14 protein-coding genes and 1 riboswitch are annotated in these 15,093 nt (G+C 43.9%); of the genes, 1 reads left to right on the top strand and 13 read right to left on the bottom strand.

Features of this window, described 5'->3' with window-relative positions:
- The 9 genes from RUMTOR_RS10830 to melA form a co-directional block, all read right to left on the bottom strand.
- The coding region (locus tag RUMTOR_RS10830; RefSeq protein WP_004847861.1) for a HAMP domain-containing protein at nt 1-477 on the bottom strand (477 nt) is incomplete at its 3' end.
- Nucleotides 478-686: 209 nt separating this feature from the next.
- Nucleotides 687-1,886, bottom strand: a complete 1,200-nt coding sequence (metK, locus tag RUMTOR_RS10825; protein ID WP_044998252.1) for a methionine adenosyltransferase — start codon at nt 1,884-1,886, stop codon at nt 687-689.
- Nucleotides 1,887-2,064: 178 nt separating this feature from the next.
- Nucleotides 2,065-2,162, bottom strand: a riboswitch (SAM riboswitch).
- Nucleotides 2,163-2,223: 61 nt separating this feature from the next.
- On the bottom strand, nt 2,224-3,657 hold the full coding sequence (locus tag RUMTOR_RS10820; RefSeq protein ID WP_004847858.1) for an MATE family efflux transporter: 1,434 nt from the start codon (nt 3,655-3,657) through the stop codon (nt 2,224-2,226).
- Between the two features lie 15 nt (nt 3,658-3,672).
- Nucleotides 3,673-4,650, bottom strand: coding sequence for an N-acetylglucosamine kinase (locus RUMTOR_RS10815; RefSeq protein WP_004847857.1), 978 nt, complete (start codon nt 4,648-4,650; stop codon nt 3,673-3,675).
- Nucleotides 4,647-5,711 carry an amidohydrolase family protein gene (locus RUMTOR_RS10810; protein ID WP_004847856.1) on the bottom strand — a complete coding sequence of 355 codons (1,065 nt, stop codon included), beginning with the start codon at nt 5,709-5,711 and terminating at the stop codon, nt 4,647-4,649. The genes RUMTOR_RS10815 and RUMTOR_RS10810 overlap by 4 nt, the downstream gene beginning before the upstream one ends.
- Before the next feature lie 116 nt (nt 5,712-5,827).
- Entirely contained in the window at nt 5,828-6,664 is an 837-nt protein-coding gene (locus tag RUMTOR_RS10805; protein WP_004847855.1) for a carbohydrate ABC transporter permease, read from the bottom strand.
- A 10-nt stretch (nt 6,665-6,674) separates the two neighbouring features.
- The gene (locus RUMTOR_RS10800) at nt 6,675-7,550 is read right to left on the bottom strand and encodes a carbohydrate ABC transporter permease (RefSeq protein WP_004847854.1); all 876 of its coding nucleotides are present in this window, start codon (nt 7,548-7,550) and stop codon (nt 6,675-6,677) included.
- A 50-nt stretch (nt 7,551-7,600) separates the two neighbouring features.
- Entirely contained in the window at nt 7,601-8,884 is a 1,284-nt protein-coding gene (locus RUMTOR_RS10795; protein WP_004847853.1) for an ABC transporter substrate-binding protein, read from the bottom strand.
- Nucleotides 8,865-10,229 (bottom strand): alpha-galactosidase, encoded by a 1,365-nt coding sequence (gene melA, locus RUMTOR_RS10790; RefSeq protein ID WP_044998251.1) that lies wholly within the window; start codon nt 10,227-10,229, stop codon nt 8,865-8,867. The genes RUMTOR_RS10795 and melA overlap by 20 nt, the downstream gene beginning before the upstream one ends.
- A 223-nt stretch (nt 10,230-10,452) precedes the next feature.
- On the opposite strand from melA, the gene RUMTOR_RS10785 reads away from it, so the two are divergent.
- The gene (locus tag RUMTOR_RS10785; protein ID WP_004847851.1) at nt 10,453-11,451 is read left to right on the top strand and encodes a LacI family DNA-binding transcriptional regulator; all 999 of its coding nucleotides are present in this window, start codon (nt 10,453-10,455) and stop codon (nt 11,449-11,451) included.
- 124 nt (nt 11,452-11,575) lie between these two features.
- On the opposite strand, the gene RUMTOR_RS10780 is transcribed toward RUMTOR_RS10785, so the two are convergent.
- From RUMTOR_RS10780 to RUMTOR_RS10765, 4 genes are all read right to left on the bottom strand, one after another.
- Nucleotides 11,576-12,868 carry a UDP-N-acetylglucosamine 1-carboxyvinyltransferase gene (locus RUMTOR_RS10780; protein ID WP_009242493.1) on the bottom strand — a complete coding sequence of 431 codons (1,293 nt, stop codon included), beginning with the start codon at nt 12,866-12,868 and terminating at the stop codon, nt 11,576-11,578.
- A gap of 175 nt (nt 12,869-13,043) precedes the next feature.
- Nucleotides 13,044-13,559, bottom strand: coding sequence for a shikimate kinase (locus RUMTOR_RS10775; protein WP_004847848.1), 516 nt, complete (start codon nt 13,557-13,559; stop codon nt 13,044-13,046).
- A gap of 222 nt (nt 13,560-13,781) precedes the next feature.
- Complete coding sequence (locus RUMTOR_RS10770; RefSeq protein ID WP_004847844.1) at nt 13,782-14,192, bottom strand: hypothetical protein; 411 nt, start codon at nt 14,190-14,192, stop codon at nt 13,782-13,784.
- Nucleotides 14,193-14,355: 163 nt separating this feature from the next.
- Nucleotides 14,356-14,916 carry an FHA domain-containing protein gene (locus RUMTOR_RS10765; protein WP_009242494.1) on the bottom strand — a complete coding sequence of 187 codons (561 nt, stop codon included), beginning with the start codon at nt 14,914-14,916 and terminating at the stop codon, nt 14,356-14,358.
- Between the last annotated feature and the right edge of the window lie 177 nt (nt 14,917-15,093).

Genomic DNA, 15,093 nt, shown 5'->3' with positions numbered 1-15,093 from the left:
AATGTATCTGTCCATCCTTTCGGGGGTATCCGCAACCCCGTCCATGATTCCTTCCACATATCCTTTGATCGCCGTGATCGGTGTTTTCAGATCGTGGGAAATATTACTGATCAGCTCCTTGTTCTCCCGGTCGAATGCAACCTTCTCTTCCGCGTTCGCCTTCAGCCTAAGCCTCATCTCCTCAAAATCCTGACAGAGTTGTCCGATCTCATCATCCGACTCCTGCCTGATCTCAAAATCAAGATTCCCTTCCTTGATATTTCTTGCCGCCTTCTGCAGTTTCGCCAGCGGAACAGAAACCGAACGGTAGATCCAATAAATCAGCAGCGTCGTTGTGATGAATACGACAATCATATAAAGCTGCTGAAGTTCTCCTACTTCCCGCGACGCGAACGTATGCATCACTACATTCAAAAAGATCATCGGCAAAATCATAACAGACATAAATGCCACGATCAATTTTGTCCTAAGCTTCATAGGCGCTCCTCCTAAAACAGATTCTCACTTTTGCATGATATTATATATTATACCGTTACCCCTCCCCTTCTTCAACGAAACTTTTTATAAACAAATCAGCCGCCTCTTCGATATGGATATCCGTTACCCTGTATCGAAAAGACGGCCGAATCGTCATCTTAGTTTTCTATCCTTTTTCTATACCGGTCTTTCCCGCCGGTAAATCTGTTTTATGATTCAAGATATTTTTTCAGATCGTCTGCTTTGTCCAGTTTTTCCCACGGCAGTTCAACGTCAAGTCTTCCAAAATGTCCGTACGCAGCGGTCTGCTTATAGATCGGTCTGCGCAGATCCAGCATTTTAATAATTCCCGCCGGACGGAAATCAAAGTTCTCACGGATGATCTCCACAAGCTTTGTATCCGAAACCTTCCCTGTGCCGAACGTATCTACGGATACCGACGTCGGCTGCGCTACGCCGATGGCATAAGAAAGCTGGATCTCGCATCGTCTCGCAAGACCTGCCGCAACAATATTTTTCGCCGCATAACGCGCCGCATATGCCGCGGAACGATCCACTTTTGTACAATCTTTTCCCGAGAAAGCTCCGCCGCCGTGACGCGCCATTCCTCCGTAAGTATCAACAATGATTTTACGTCCTGTCAAACCGCTGTCTCCATGAGGTCCTCCGATCACAAAACGTCCTGTCGGATTAATGAAAAACTTTGTTTCATCATCTGTCATATTTGCCGGAATCACTTCATCGAATACATATTTCTTAATATCTTCATGAATCCGCTCCTGCGTCACTTCAGGATCGTGCTGTGTAGAAAGCACAACCGCATCCAAACGCTTTGGAACGCCGTTTTCATCATATTCCACAGTTACCTGTGTTTTCCCGTCCGGGCGAAGATACGGCAGTGTTCCGTTCTTTCTTACTTCTGTCAGACGGCGCGCAAGCTTATGCGCCATCGCCGCCGGATACGGCATATATTCTTCTGTTTCATCAGACGCATAACCGAACATCATTCCCTGATCTCCTGCTCCGATGGCTTCAATATCGTCTTCTGACATTTTATTTTCTTTTGCTTCGAGCGCTTTATCCACTCCCATCGCAATATCGGACGACTGTTCGTCAATCGTTGTGATCACGCCGCATGTATCGGCGTCAAATCCGTATTTTCCTCTTGTATAGCTGATTTCACGAACCGTGTCACGTACGATCTTCGGAATATCTACATAAGCTTTCGTCGTGATCTCTCCCATCACCATAACGACGCCTGTCGTACAGCATGTCTCACATGCGACACGGCTCATCGGATCCTGCTTCATAAGTTCATCCAAAATAGCGTCCGAAATCTGATCGCACATCTTGTCCGGATGTCCTTCCGTAACCGACTCGGAAGTAAATAAAATCTTTTCTCTCTCCATAACCATTCTCCTTTCGTTCACTTTCTCTATTTCTTTACGATCAAGAAAGATATCTGCCTGCGGCAGACTGCTTCGGATCATAAGCAGTCGTCAAGATCCCCGGATGACCCGGACTTTGACTCGCCGCCGCAAATAAAAACAGCCCGTAAAAGCGGACTGTCTCTCTATCACAACAATCCTCTTATTGTTCGATGACTCGCTCAGGTTGGCACCTTCCTGTTCAGGGGTTGCCGCAGCTTCTCAGATCCTTTGTATCTCCACTGCTCTGAATAAGAGAAAGTATTTTTATTAAACTGTTTTGTTACAAACAAGACTTTACAATGTACACTCGGAAATGTCAATGCTTTTCTTCATTTTCCCGCAGAAGATATTTTTCATCTTCCCCTTTACCGGTCAGGTTCTCAAGCCACACTCCCTTTTTCACCATTACCGCGCCCGCAATACACTTCAGCCATTCCCCGATCTGCATCGCACTGTAGACCGCCCACGGGGCAAGTCCGGTATATCGGCATAAAACAAAAACGATCGGAATGTTGACGCACCATAAGAATACACAGTCAAAGAAAAAAGTGACACCTGTTTTCCCGCCTGCCCGAAGGGTAAAATAAGCGGCGTTGAGAAATGCATTCTGGGGAATAAACACCGCCTGTGCCAAAACAAGTCCCATAGCCGCCTTTCGCACAGCTTCCGTCGTATTATAAATCCGGGGGAAAAACGGCGCGAAAAGAAACATAAAAACCGATACTGCGAAACTGATAAGAACGCAGGATACAATCATCTTATTGTCGATCTCTCTCGCTCTTTTCATATCTCCGAAGCCAAGCGCCTGCCCGACTATGATCGCCACGGATTCTCCCATCGCCGCAAACACAACGCTGAATAAGTTATTGATCGTATTCGCTATGTTCATCGCCGCGATCACCGTCAGCCCGCGCACAGAATAGTTTTGTGCCAAAACCGCCATACCGAAAGACCATAACGCTTCGTTCAGCAAAAGCGGCGTTCCCTTTATAAAATATTTTTTTACATGATCCCGGGGCACGGACAACGTTTTATAAAGTCCTGTCATATATGTATTTTCTTTCTCATGGGTATGCGCCCATATTACGACGATCGCCGTTTCCGTATAACGCGAAAGCACCGTTGCCACAGCCGCTCCCGCCACCCCCAGCCGGGGGAATCCGAACTTTCCGTATATCAGCAGATAATTGAAAATAAGATTGACCGCCACAGCCGCAGCTCCCGCCTTCATCGGCACTACTGTTTCCCCGCACTCACGCATCGTACTGGCATAAACCTGCAGGATCATAAACGCCGGAAGATCCAATAAGATAATCCGAAGATACGTCATCCCATATTCCAGCGCCAGCTTTTCATTTCCTCCGTTTTCTCCCATCAGATACAAAAGAATCAGCTGCTTTCCGAAAAACAGAAGAAGAAAAGCGACGCCGACAGTAATTATCAGCGCCAACCAAATCTTATATCGGAATGTACTGCGTATCCCTTCATCATTTTTTTGTCCGAAATATTGGGCGGTAAAGATTCCCACACCTGCTGTTCCGCCGAAAATACATAAATTATACACAAATATGATCTGATTGACGATCGAAACACCCGACATCTCTTCTGTTCCCAGTCTTCCAACCATAATATTGTCCAAAAGGTTCACAAAATTTGTAAGTCCGTTCTGGATCATGATCGGAACGGCGATCGCCATGACCATCATATAAAAGGCTTTATTTCCAATATATTTTTTATACTTTTCTTTCATTTTTTCATATCAATTTTATACCCGCATATGCTGTGCCGTACGCAGATTTTCTATCATCTGTTCACTCACTTCGTTTCCCGCAGCTCTGCACGCCAGTATAATCCCGCCTGCCGACGGGAGCAGACACGGCTCTGTGAAAACGCACGATACGTCCCGCAGCTCTTCTTCCAGCGTTTCTTTTATATACTTCATCGCTTTGAACACACCTCCGGAATAAGACACATAAACCGGTATATCAAAATTCCCGTTTCTGTACACGCCTTTTACGATCTTCGCAAGTTCGCGCGCCGCGCTTTTAAAAATGCCTGCCGCCGCAGAATCGCCCTGTTCCGCAAGTTCATATGCATCTTTTGACATAGATGCGATCTTATCCCGTTCTCCCTTCCACTCATTAATAACGAGCCTTAATATCTCTTCAGGACACGCAAGACCGTATTTTTCCAAAATATAATCAAACATCATCGTTTTTTCTTCTCTTCCGTCCGCCTGCATTGTAAAATGCCGGATCAACTGACATCCGATCCAATAACCGCTTCCTTCATCCCCTCCGAAAAGATGATGCCATCCGCCGCTTCGCACATAGTAACTGTCCTTGTCAAATCCAAGCCCGATCGATCCCGTTCCGGCGATCACATGGATTCCCTGTTTTCCGAGAAGAGATCCTGCCAGTGCATTTTCCGTATCGTTCCCGAGAGTGATCGACATCCTCGGAAACGTTTCCCGTACAAGGCGGGTAAGCACCGGCACATCCGCCGGTATATCTTTAAACCCTGCGATAGCTATAAAACTGTGAGTGATCTCACTTTGCGCGATTGCCGCCTGACAGCAGATCTGCAAAATACCGTCTTTTAATACTGACAGCACATGATCGATTCCGTTCACCATATAGTTGCCGGGGCCTAACGTACACGCAGCTTCCAGCTCTCCCGTTTCACGGCACAAAAGAAACGCCGTCTTTGTTCCGCCACAATCAACGCTTAAATACCGTCTCATCTCACACCTCCTACAAAGCGGTTTTCATCAAGAGAAAGAACTTTACATGCATTTTTATAATATATCTTTTTCAAGATCTCATCTTCCAGTCCGATTCCGTAGATTGCCCATCTTCCCTGTCCCGGAAGTTCTCCTTCGGGCTGATACGGAAAATACTCGTCTTTTGTCTCGAAGAAACGATAATAAATCTTATGATATCCCATACCAAGCGGCGTACAATCCGTACCGAACAAGATCCGATCCTGATGCTTCACAAAAAACTTCTTCGCACTGTACGGAACTCTTCCCAGCTCCGCCAGCCGGGCCGCAACATCTATATACATATTCGGATATTTTTCCAGCTGCCCGCTTACCCATTCCAGATTCTCCGCGTAACTTCCGACATGAGCGATCACAAACGTCGTTTCCGGATGACTGCGTACCGTATTCTCTTGCATTTCCATAAGTTCTTCAAAACTCATATACTTTTCATGATCTGAAAAATCCCATTCCGGACAGACATCAAGCTCTTCCCATCGTTCATTTTTTTCACTTTTCGGAGTAAAAAACGCCGCCGGATCAGCTACATGCATCAGCACCGGAATGTGCAGTTTCGCCGCCGTATCATAGATGATATCAAAACGAGGATCATCTGTACGGATCGGCCTGCCGTATTTATCCCGCTCCCACAGCGAAAGATCTTTCCATAATTTGATCCCCCGGCATCCGCGCATACAGGAATCTTCTATTACCTTTTTCGTTTTATCGCAAAAATCAGGATCATCATACGCAGAAAAATCAAGCTGCATAAAATTAAAAAACATTTCCTCGAATCCTTCTTGTTTCTTTTGCATCTTTTCCAGATCTTTTCCGAAATATCCATCCATATTCACAGCGCATACAACGCCGGCATCTTGCAGTTCCCGGACATATTCCTTCGTGTCATACTTTGTTTCATACGATTCGCCCAACAGCATTTTTCCCATATGCATATGGAAATCTATCACCGGATATGCCGGTTTTTCAATTTCTGTTTTTTTCAGCACTGCGGCGCAGACAGGATCAAATTTTTCCAATTCCATACAGAATCACCCCTTCTGATTCTCTTTTTTATGTTTTCCTCTTTTTATGTTCTTAGCATTTACATTTTATCTTTATACTTCTTGCTTTTTTAACTTTTTCTTTTCCACATTTTTCGTTATTTCATTCCGGTCATCGTAATTCCTTTGATGAACTGCTTCTGGAATATAATAAATACGATCGACGCAGGAATCATAATAAGGGAAGCGGCAGCCATCGTCGCCGAAAGATCCGATAAATGCTGAGTTGAAAAATACGACATTGCAAGAGGCAGAGTCATATTTTCCGAGCTGTTCAAATAGATCAACGGCGTCTGGTAATCATTCCACAATCCTAAAAAGGTAAAGATCGTCAGACTTCCGAGCGCCGGGCGGATTCCCGGAAGCACGATCTTTCGATAGATCGTAAACGGCCCCGCATTATCAAGCATCGCACACTCGAAAAGTTCCTTCGGCATATCGTCGATAAACTGTTTGCACAGGAAAATTCCAAATGCATTTACAAACGTAGGCACAACAAGAGAAATGATCTTATCATACCATCCCAGTTTTGATATAAGCAAAAAGTTCGGGATCATCATTGCCGCCGTCGGCATCATCATTGTGATCAATATTACATAAAACAAAAATTTGTTCAGTTTGAATTTATATTTCGACAGCACAAATCCGATCAAAGAGCTCGTAAACAAAACGACAAGCGTATCAATAACCGTTACAAAAAGCGAATTTCCCATCCATCTGAAAAACGGCGAATCTGTAATCACTTTCACATATCCGTCAAGCGTAAACTGCTTCGGCAGCATATTCGTAGGCTCCAGCAAAATCTCTTTCGTAGATTTAAAGGAATTGGAAAGCATCCAAAAATACGGCGCAAGAAACACGATCGCTGCCAAAAACAAAATCACGAATGAAATAATCCTTAGTTTTCTGTTCTTTTTGTCTTTTAACATTTTCATAATATGCCTCCTAATACTCCCAGTCTACCGCGCTCTTCTTCTGCTCGATCAATGACAGTGTCATAATAATGACAAAGAGAACAAGCGACACAGCCGATGCATATCCCATGTCTTTATACTCAAACGCCATCTTGTATATATATCTTGAAAGAACAAGTCCTGAATTCTGAGGGCCGTCTTTCAAAATGAGCACTGCAAACTGCGCAAACATCTGAAAATGTGAGATCAACGTCTGTACAATGACAAACTGAAAGCTTCTTCCGAGCAAAGGCCATGTAATCTTGCGGAATTTTACCCATTCGCTCGCTCCGTCCAGATCTGCCGCCTCATACACATAAGAAGGAATTCCGTCAATACCTGCCGAAAACAGGATCACGTTATAACCGACGTCTACCCAGATCGTATAAATAATAAGTGAGATCATCACTACTTTCGGATCTCCGAGCCAGTTGATCGAGTCGATCCCGATCTTGTTCAGAGCCACGTTCAGAAATCCTGTTGTCGTCGGGAAGATAGAACGGGCAAATACAACGGATGTTGCAACCATAGGCGCAATACACGGCAGGAAAAATACCATACGGAAAAAACTTCTCACCTTATTTGATTTAAACCATGAGATCATCTGCGCCACAACGAGCGCGATGCCGATATTCAAAGTAACCGTGATGAGCACGAATAACAGCGTATTTAAAAGCGCCTTACGAAAATCCGCGTCTTGAACAAGCCTTACAAAGTTTTCCAGTCCTATAAATTTATTGTCTGAACTGAGTGGATTATAGTTAAAGAAAGAAATCACAAGACCTATCACGATCGGGATAACGATAAATACAAACATATGCAGCATAGCCGGTACCATGACCGTCCCTACAAATTTTTTATTTTTCATGACGCACCCCCTTGTGAGTCAGACTGCCGTTTTACGGCAGTCTTTTTATTTTATTCCAGTATTCCATTCAGTTTCGTATTCATATCTTCCATCGCCTCGTCCAACGATCCGTATTCCCCGGAACAATAGGAAACAAACGTATTGTTGATTGTTTCTTTCAGACGATCCGTGTTAAAGTTTCCGATAAACTGTCCCTGATCGAGAATTCCTACAAGAACGTCCGCGTACGGAACTTCTTTTTTGTACTCTTCGCTCTGAGCCAGACTTTTCTTTGCCGGAATCTGTGTGCAGCGTATGTTATGCTCTAACATAACATCATCCTGATACAGATATTCAAGGAATTTCAAAGCGATTTCCTGTTCTTTACAACTGGAACTTACCGCCAGCGACCATCCGTTTTCCGAAGCAAATTTCTGATTGTTTCCATACTGCGGCATAGCTGCATAATCAAAATCTGTGCCGAGTTTTAATCCGAATGACTGTTCTCCTTCGGAGATCGTCCACGGTCCGCGCGGTACGATCATGTTGCGTCCGGCATATAACTGCTGATAACCTTCCATATCCGCTCCGCCTGTCAGTCCTTCAAGATCTGTAACTTTATCTTCTGTTACCATTGTCGCAAGTTCATTAAACGCTGTCTTAGCCGCATCTGTCGTCACGTCGAATTTTCCGTCCGCCGTCATGTAATCCGCATCCTGCTGAAGGATAAAGGCAAGGAAATAATATGGCACAGAATCCCAGTTCACAAAATCAAAACCTTTGCACTGGAAAATATTGCCGTCGTGCTCTGTTCCTTCGATTGCCGTTTTACGAAGTTCTTCCCATGTTTTCGGAACAGTAAGCCCCTTCGCCTTGAGCAATGTATCGTTCACAAGCATTCCGCCGTACTCGATATTATATTCCAGCGGGATACCATACATTTTATCCTCATACTCAAGTGCTCCGTATGTCGGCTCGTAATTTTCTTCTCTCACTTTTTCTGCCATTTCCTCCGGCAGTTCCATCAATGTTCCGTAAGGAGTAAAATCTAATGCCCAGCCTCCCCACAATTCATAAATATCCGCTCCGCCTTCACCATCGATCAAAGCGGTCTGTACTTTTGATTCAAACTCATCATATGGGAACGTCTCAAGTTTAATCCGAACGCCTTCATTTTCCGATTCAAACTCTTTGATCGCATCTTTATATGCCGCATTCCACGGCTCATTGATATGTGTCCACATTGTCAGTGTAACGTCGTCTTTTCCTGCTTTATTTTCTCCGCCGCCTGAACATCCTGCCGCTGAAAATACCATGAGCCCACATAATATTAAACTAACGATTCTCTTTTTCATGAAGCACCTCCATATTTATCTTTAACGACTTAAAGTAACTCAAATACTCTGCATTTTTATCAAGCATCTCCTGAACCATGTTCAGGATTTCATCCATGCTGCAGACCGCGCTTGTAAGCGGATCATACAAAACAGCCTGGAATACAAGGTTCGGATCGCCTTCAATGGCAGCTTTCACGGCAAGGTCTTCGATCAGCGCCGAATTATTTACAAGCACTGCCAGATGATCCGGAAGCGTGATCTGTTTGATCGGAACGATTCCCGCTTCTGTTGCGACTGTCGGAACTTCCACACATACGCCTTGTTTCACATTTGTAATATAACCATGGTTTTTCAGGTTTCCGTTAAAGAAGTAAGGTGTGTGATCGCCGAACACTGCGTTGAAAATATTGGAAGCGTATTCCTCTCCTCTTTCAAGATCGACTTCTCCGTTTTCAAGCCAGTCCGTATATTCCTTTTCCCATGTATCTTCCCGTCCTAAATACTCATCCAATATAAATCCGTACGCTCCCGGATTCCATCCTGTTCCGTGAGTACAATATTTTTCGATCAGATCGGGACGTTTTCTAAACCATGCCACATATTCCGAATTATGTCCCGACGATTCTGTATTAAAATATCCAAGCTTCTTGAACATTTCGATTCTGACAGGTTCTTCAGCCGCCACTTCTTCTCTTTCGATTGCTTTATAAAGATCCGGATAAGCATCTTTTCCATCCACTTCAAAATCAAGATAAAACGCCTGATGATTGATTCCTGCACATGTATAACGAACCTGCTTTTCTTCTGCTCCGATCCATTTTGCAAGCATTTCCGCCGTTCCCTGAACACTGTGACATAATCCTGTAATATTCATGTCAGACATCGACTGCAGATAACTTACGAGCATTGCCATCGGATTCGTATAATTGAGAACTACCGCGTTCGGACATACCTCTTCACAGTCTCTTATAATATCGAGAAGCACCGGAGCCGTTCTCAAAAAACGGAAAATACCGGACGGGCCACGCGTATCTCCTACACAAATATCTACATTATATTTCTTCGGAATCTCGATATCATGACGCCATACTTCCACACCTCCCTGCAAAATCGTGATCAGAACGCCATCCGCATCTTTCAATGCTTCTTTCCGGTCCTGCGTTCCTTTTACTACTGCCGGATATTTTCCGGCATCTACGATTTTCTGTACTCCTTTTACCGCATATTCAAGACGTTTCGGATCAATGTCCATCAACATAAGTTCCGCATCCCGAAATGCCTCGAACGTAAGAATGTCTCTTACAAGATCTTTTGTAAAATCCAAAGATCCTGCTCCTATAAATGTAAATTTTTCATGTTGCACCTCCGTTTACTAAACAATCTGTCTTTGTTTATCTAGATAATAATATTTGTTTTATTTATTTTCAAGTAATTTTAACAAATTATTTTATTTTCGTCTGGTTTTTATAGTTATTTTAACCTATTTTGTTTACTAAACTTTATTTTTTGTTGATAATTTACATAAAATTCAGGTTTACATTCTCTATTTTTTGTGATACTATGTTTACTAAACAAGGAGGGATATTATGGCTACAATTAGAGAAGTCGCAAAAGCGGCAAACGTTTCCATTACTACTGTTTCCAAAATTCTTTCTAACGATCCCGATTTTCGGGCAAGTCAGGAAACAAGAGAACGCGTTCTGAAAACAGCAGAGGAACTTCATTATCAGTATACAGGAAAAAAAAGTCAGCTCCACATCGGCTGCATCATGTCTCTTACTTATAGTTACTCCGATCCTTATTTCAATGATATTCTGGGAGGGATTCAATCTTACTGCGCATCTCACAATGCGTTTATTTCCCTGATCGTAAGTTATTCCCAGCTGCATAATATGACTCCCGGACTCAAAAAGCAGCTTTCGGAACTGGACGGACTGATCATTACGGAAATTCCGCCCGAAACTCTTGAATTTATTACAACGCTCAATAAAAAAATCGTATTTGTCGACAACTATATTGACGGATACTGCAATATAGGATACAACACCGTATATGCAAACCAACTGATCTTCGACCACATTATCAAATGCGGTTACAAAAAGATCGCCTACATCGGCGGCGCTTCCAACTCATCCGCCCCATCCGACTTCGACTCCTGCTGCCGCATGATGATCTTCCGTGAAACGCTTCGGGCAAATAATATTCCTTACGATCCCGAACTGATCTATAACTGCGACTGGGATTCAAAAGTATGTGCGGCACAGGTAAAGGAACTGCTCTCAAAGCATCCCGAAACCGAAGTGATCTTCGCCGGTTCGGATTCTCTGGCAAGCGTCATCCTTTCTCAGCTTAAAAAGCTGAACTTAAAATGTCCTCAGGACATCGGTGTCGTCGGCTTTAATGACATCTCCCTTTCCAAGAATTTTTCGCCTGCCCTGACAACCGTCCGGCTTCCTTCTGCCGAAATGGGAAAACTGGCGGCAGAAGTGTTGATTCGTCAGATCAAAAGCAACTCCGTATTAAAACAGCAGATCCTTCTCCCTGTAGAATTAAAAGTACGGGAGTCCACTCGAAAAATCCGATAAAAACTATCCAAAACGCCAAAAGTGCAGTTTCCTTTCCACTTCCCGGAAACCGCACTTTTTCTTTTTATATCTTCCATCGCCGAAAGAGCCAAAAGGCAGAACCGTTTCTCGGTTCTGCCTTTTTTTAACCAACTTTCAATTTAAACTTCTGAATCTCTTTTTCACTGGATACACGCTCGATCATAGCGCCGAGCCCTCTAAGTTTCTCTTCAAACCGCTCATATCCTCTCTGAATATAAACGATATCATCCACGATCGTAATGCCTTCCGCCGCAAGACCCGCAATGCAAAGCGCTGCTCCCGCGCGAAGATCCGGCGCGCTCACACGAGCAGCCGAAAACCGCTCAACGCCTTCAATCGTCGCAGAATTGCCTTCCACTTTTACCTGTGCTCCCATACGGGCCAGTTCACCGAGATATTTGAAACGATTCTCAAAAATACTTTCCGTGATCGTACTCGTTCCTTTTGCCAAAGCGAGCGCCACCCCGATCTGAGGCTGCATATCCGTCGGATATCCCGGATACGGAAGCGTCTTCACCTGGGTACACCTCAGACGCTTCTTTGCAACAACGCGAACCGCATCGTCAAACTCTTCCACTTCGCATCCGATATCCACTAATTTAGAGATCGTCGCATCAAGATGCTTCGGAATTACGTTCAATACCGTTACGTCTCCTTTTGTCGCCGCAGCCGCAAACATAAATGTTCCCGCTTCGATCTGATCCGGTATGATGGAATACTCCGTCTTATGAAGCGATCTCACGCCGCGAATCTTGATCACGTCAGTACCTGCGCCTCTGATATTCGCGCCCATGCTGTTTAAAAAGTTTGCCACATCAACAACATGCGGCTCTTTCGCCACGTTTTCCATGATCGTAAGACCTTCGGACATAGCAGCCGCCATCATCACATTGATCGTTGCCCCGACTGTCACAACATCAAAATACAAATGCGTTCCACGAAGTTTCTCCGCCTCTGCGACAATCTTGCCGTGTTCAATATCAACGTCCGCTCCAAGAGCCCGAAATCCTTTCAAATGCTGATCGATCGGTCTGCTTCCGATATTGCATCCTCCCGGCAGCGCGACTTCCGCCCTTTTATATTTCCCGAGAAGAGCTCCCAGCAAATAGTAAGACGCTCTGATCTTCTTAATGTAATCATACTCTATATTAAAATCGCCGATCGTACTTCCGTTGATCTTTACTGTATGACGATCGATCCTCTGCACCATCGCGCCGATTCCCTCGATCGCTTCCAACATCACATTCACATCATTCACATCAGGAAGATTATCGATCTGAACAGTCTCATCCGTCATGATTGCAGCCGCCAAAATTGCAAGCGCCGCATTTTTCGCGCCGCCGATCTCCACTTCTCCGACAAGCGGATTTCCGCCTTTTATGATATATTGTTCCATATCACACCTCTGTTTAGATTTTATTATCATACTTGTACTTTCCCGTACGTTTTTTCTATATCTCTTTTCTATCTTATATTCTTTATAATATCTTTTCAGTCTGCCGTTTTTATTCTACCACATATCCGGCTTTTTTTAAATCCCAACTTTTGTCAACGTATCATTCTAGTGTTGTTCACTGTACATTGTCAAGTTTTTTTACTTCTTCCAGGACATTTTCTATCGTATCTTCGATCTCGCATCCGTCTTCACAGATCGTAATATCCGCATATTTTTCAAAGAACTTCACGCGCTCTTCATAAAGCTGCCGAAACGTCTGTCCGTCGCGCAGAACAACTCCGCGCTTTTTCGGATTGCGGATTCTCTTTTTTATTGTCTGATAAGACGCTTTCAAATATACGACCGTTCCGATATTTTTATAATGTTTCATCGCCTCTTCGCAATAAATCACACTTCCGCCCGGGGAAATGACCGCGTTTTCCGCATCGACGTCTGCATTCACCCTGTTTTCGATCTCAATAAACCCATCTTCTCCCACTTCGGCTATAATCTCACACAAAAGTTTCTTCTCCTGCTCCTGGATCAACAGATCTGTATCGATAAACTGCATTCCGAGACGCTTCGCCACAACGATGCCGACCGTACTCTTTCCTACTGCGGGCATCCCTATAAAAATCAAATTTTTTTTCATATGTATTCTCCGCCTTATTTTATTCCCCACCTAATATACATTACTATATCTTATTTATTTTATCACATTTCATCTTAATAGTAAATCAAGAGAGCTTCTTTGAAAATTTCTGTAAAATATACATAAAATTCAAGCAAATATTTCATGTAATTTTCAACTAAAACATATTTTTTGCCAAACAGTTCCGCTTCGCCTCACAAAACTTGCATAAAACAGTTCCGCTTATTTAAAAAATCTGCGACAACATCTTCTGTGGTCACAACGGCGTTTGTATAACTCCTGAAACAGCATTACCTCCACAAGATCCCTCAGATTCTCCATAGTTATTGCTTCATCTTCGGATAAATCTTCCTCCTTCTCATCCTCTTCCCGGCAAATATGTTCATGCCGTCTGATATTGTCACACACCCGCGTGCACATCAGCTTCAACTGCAGTTTATCAGGATATGCGTCGTACACCATACTGTTTTCGTATTCCATACGGTCGCATTCTTCTTCTACATACGGAAGAATCCGTTTCGGAATCTTCGGATACATACTTTTCAAATATTCAAGATCCATTCTCTCGATCCGCTCGTCATCAAAAGAAAAGGGCATCGGATAAGCCATATAATAAGGCAGTTTTTCGTTCATCGCACTCACTCCCGAACTGATATTATATGTGTACTATATGTTCATTCCCCGAAAATGTGACTGCCAAAAACGCGCCGCTTCCTATACGGCAAACAGCCCGCTTTACAGTGCGGCAACTGTCTGCCTTCCCGCAAAACGGACTGTTCTTTTCTATATGCTGCGTTTAATCGCTCTCACGCAAAATCCTCTGCACTTCAAGCCGCGTCTCCCCGACTCCGATAATATCGTCTCTTTGGATCTCCATCGGCCGGTCGATACGGACACCGTTTAAATATGTACCGTTTCTCGAATCCTCGTCTTTTACATATAATTTGTCATTCTTATGTATGATTACACAATGAAGCTTGGAGATCCTTCCGTCAGAAGTGAGCGGAAGATATCTCTCATACATGCTTCCGTCCTTTCCTCTGCCGATCCCTACGCTGTCGCAAAATGTAAAGCTATATTTTTCCCAACTGTCAATATCTTCCAGAATGATCTTCCAGCGGCGTTTCTTACGTTTCGGGCGCTGATCCTTTGCATACGCTTGCGCCTCTCGTTCTCGTTTTGAACGCGTGCGGACTTCCGCCTCATACTCATCTTCATATTCATCCCGACGTTTTTTTCTTCCTCTTCCTTCTGCCCGCGCCAACTCCGCTTTGCTCTGTTTGATTCCCGAAAACGATACAAACAACATCGCGGCACAGCCCGACACAAGTAAAGCTACTATAATCCAATACCACATAATTTCCTCTCCTTTAAAAATTAATACTACTATATTTTTATAATTCGGGCAAGTAAAATGTCGGTTTTTGTCTAACAGTTCAGCCATACAGATATCCACTTTTACCGCACTTCAGGTCGACTCTCCCGTGACAAACCGCTTTCGCCTGTGGTATAGTTATCTGACAGATGATTTTTA

Source organism: [Ruminococcus] torques ATCC 27756, from assembly GCF_000153925.1.
GTDB lineage: Bacteria > Bacillota > Clostridia > Lachnospirales > Lachnospiraceae > Mediterraneibacter > Mediterraneibacter torques.
Note: the sequence above shows the minus strand (reverse complement) of the source record. Positions and strands in the feature narration are given on the sequence as shown.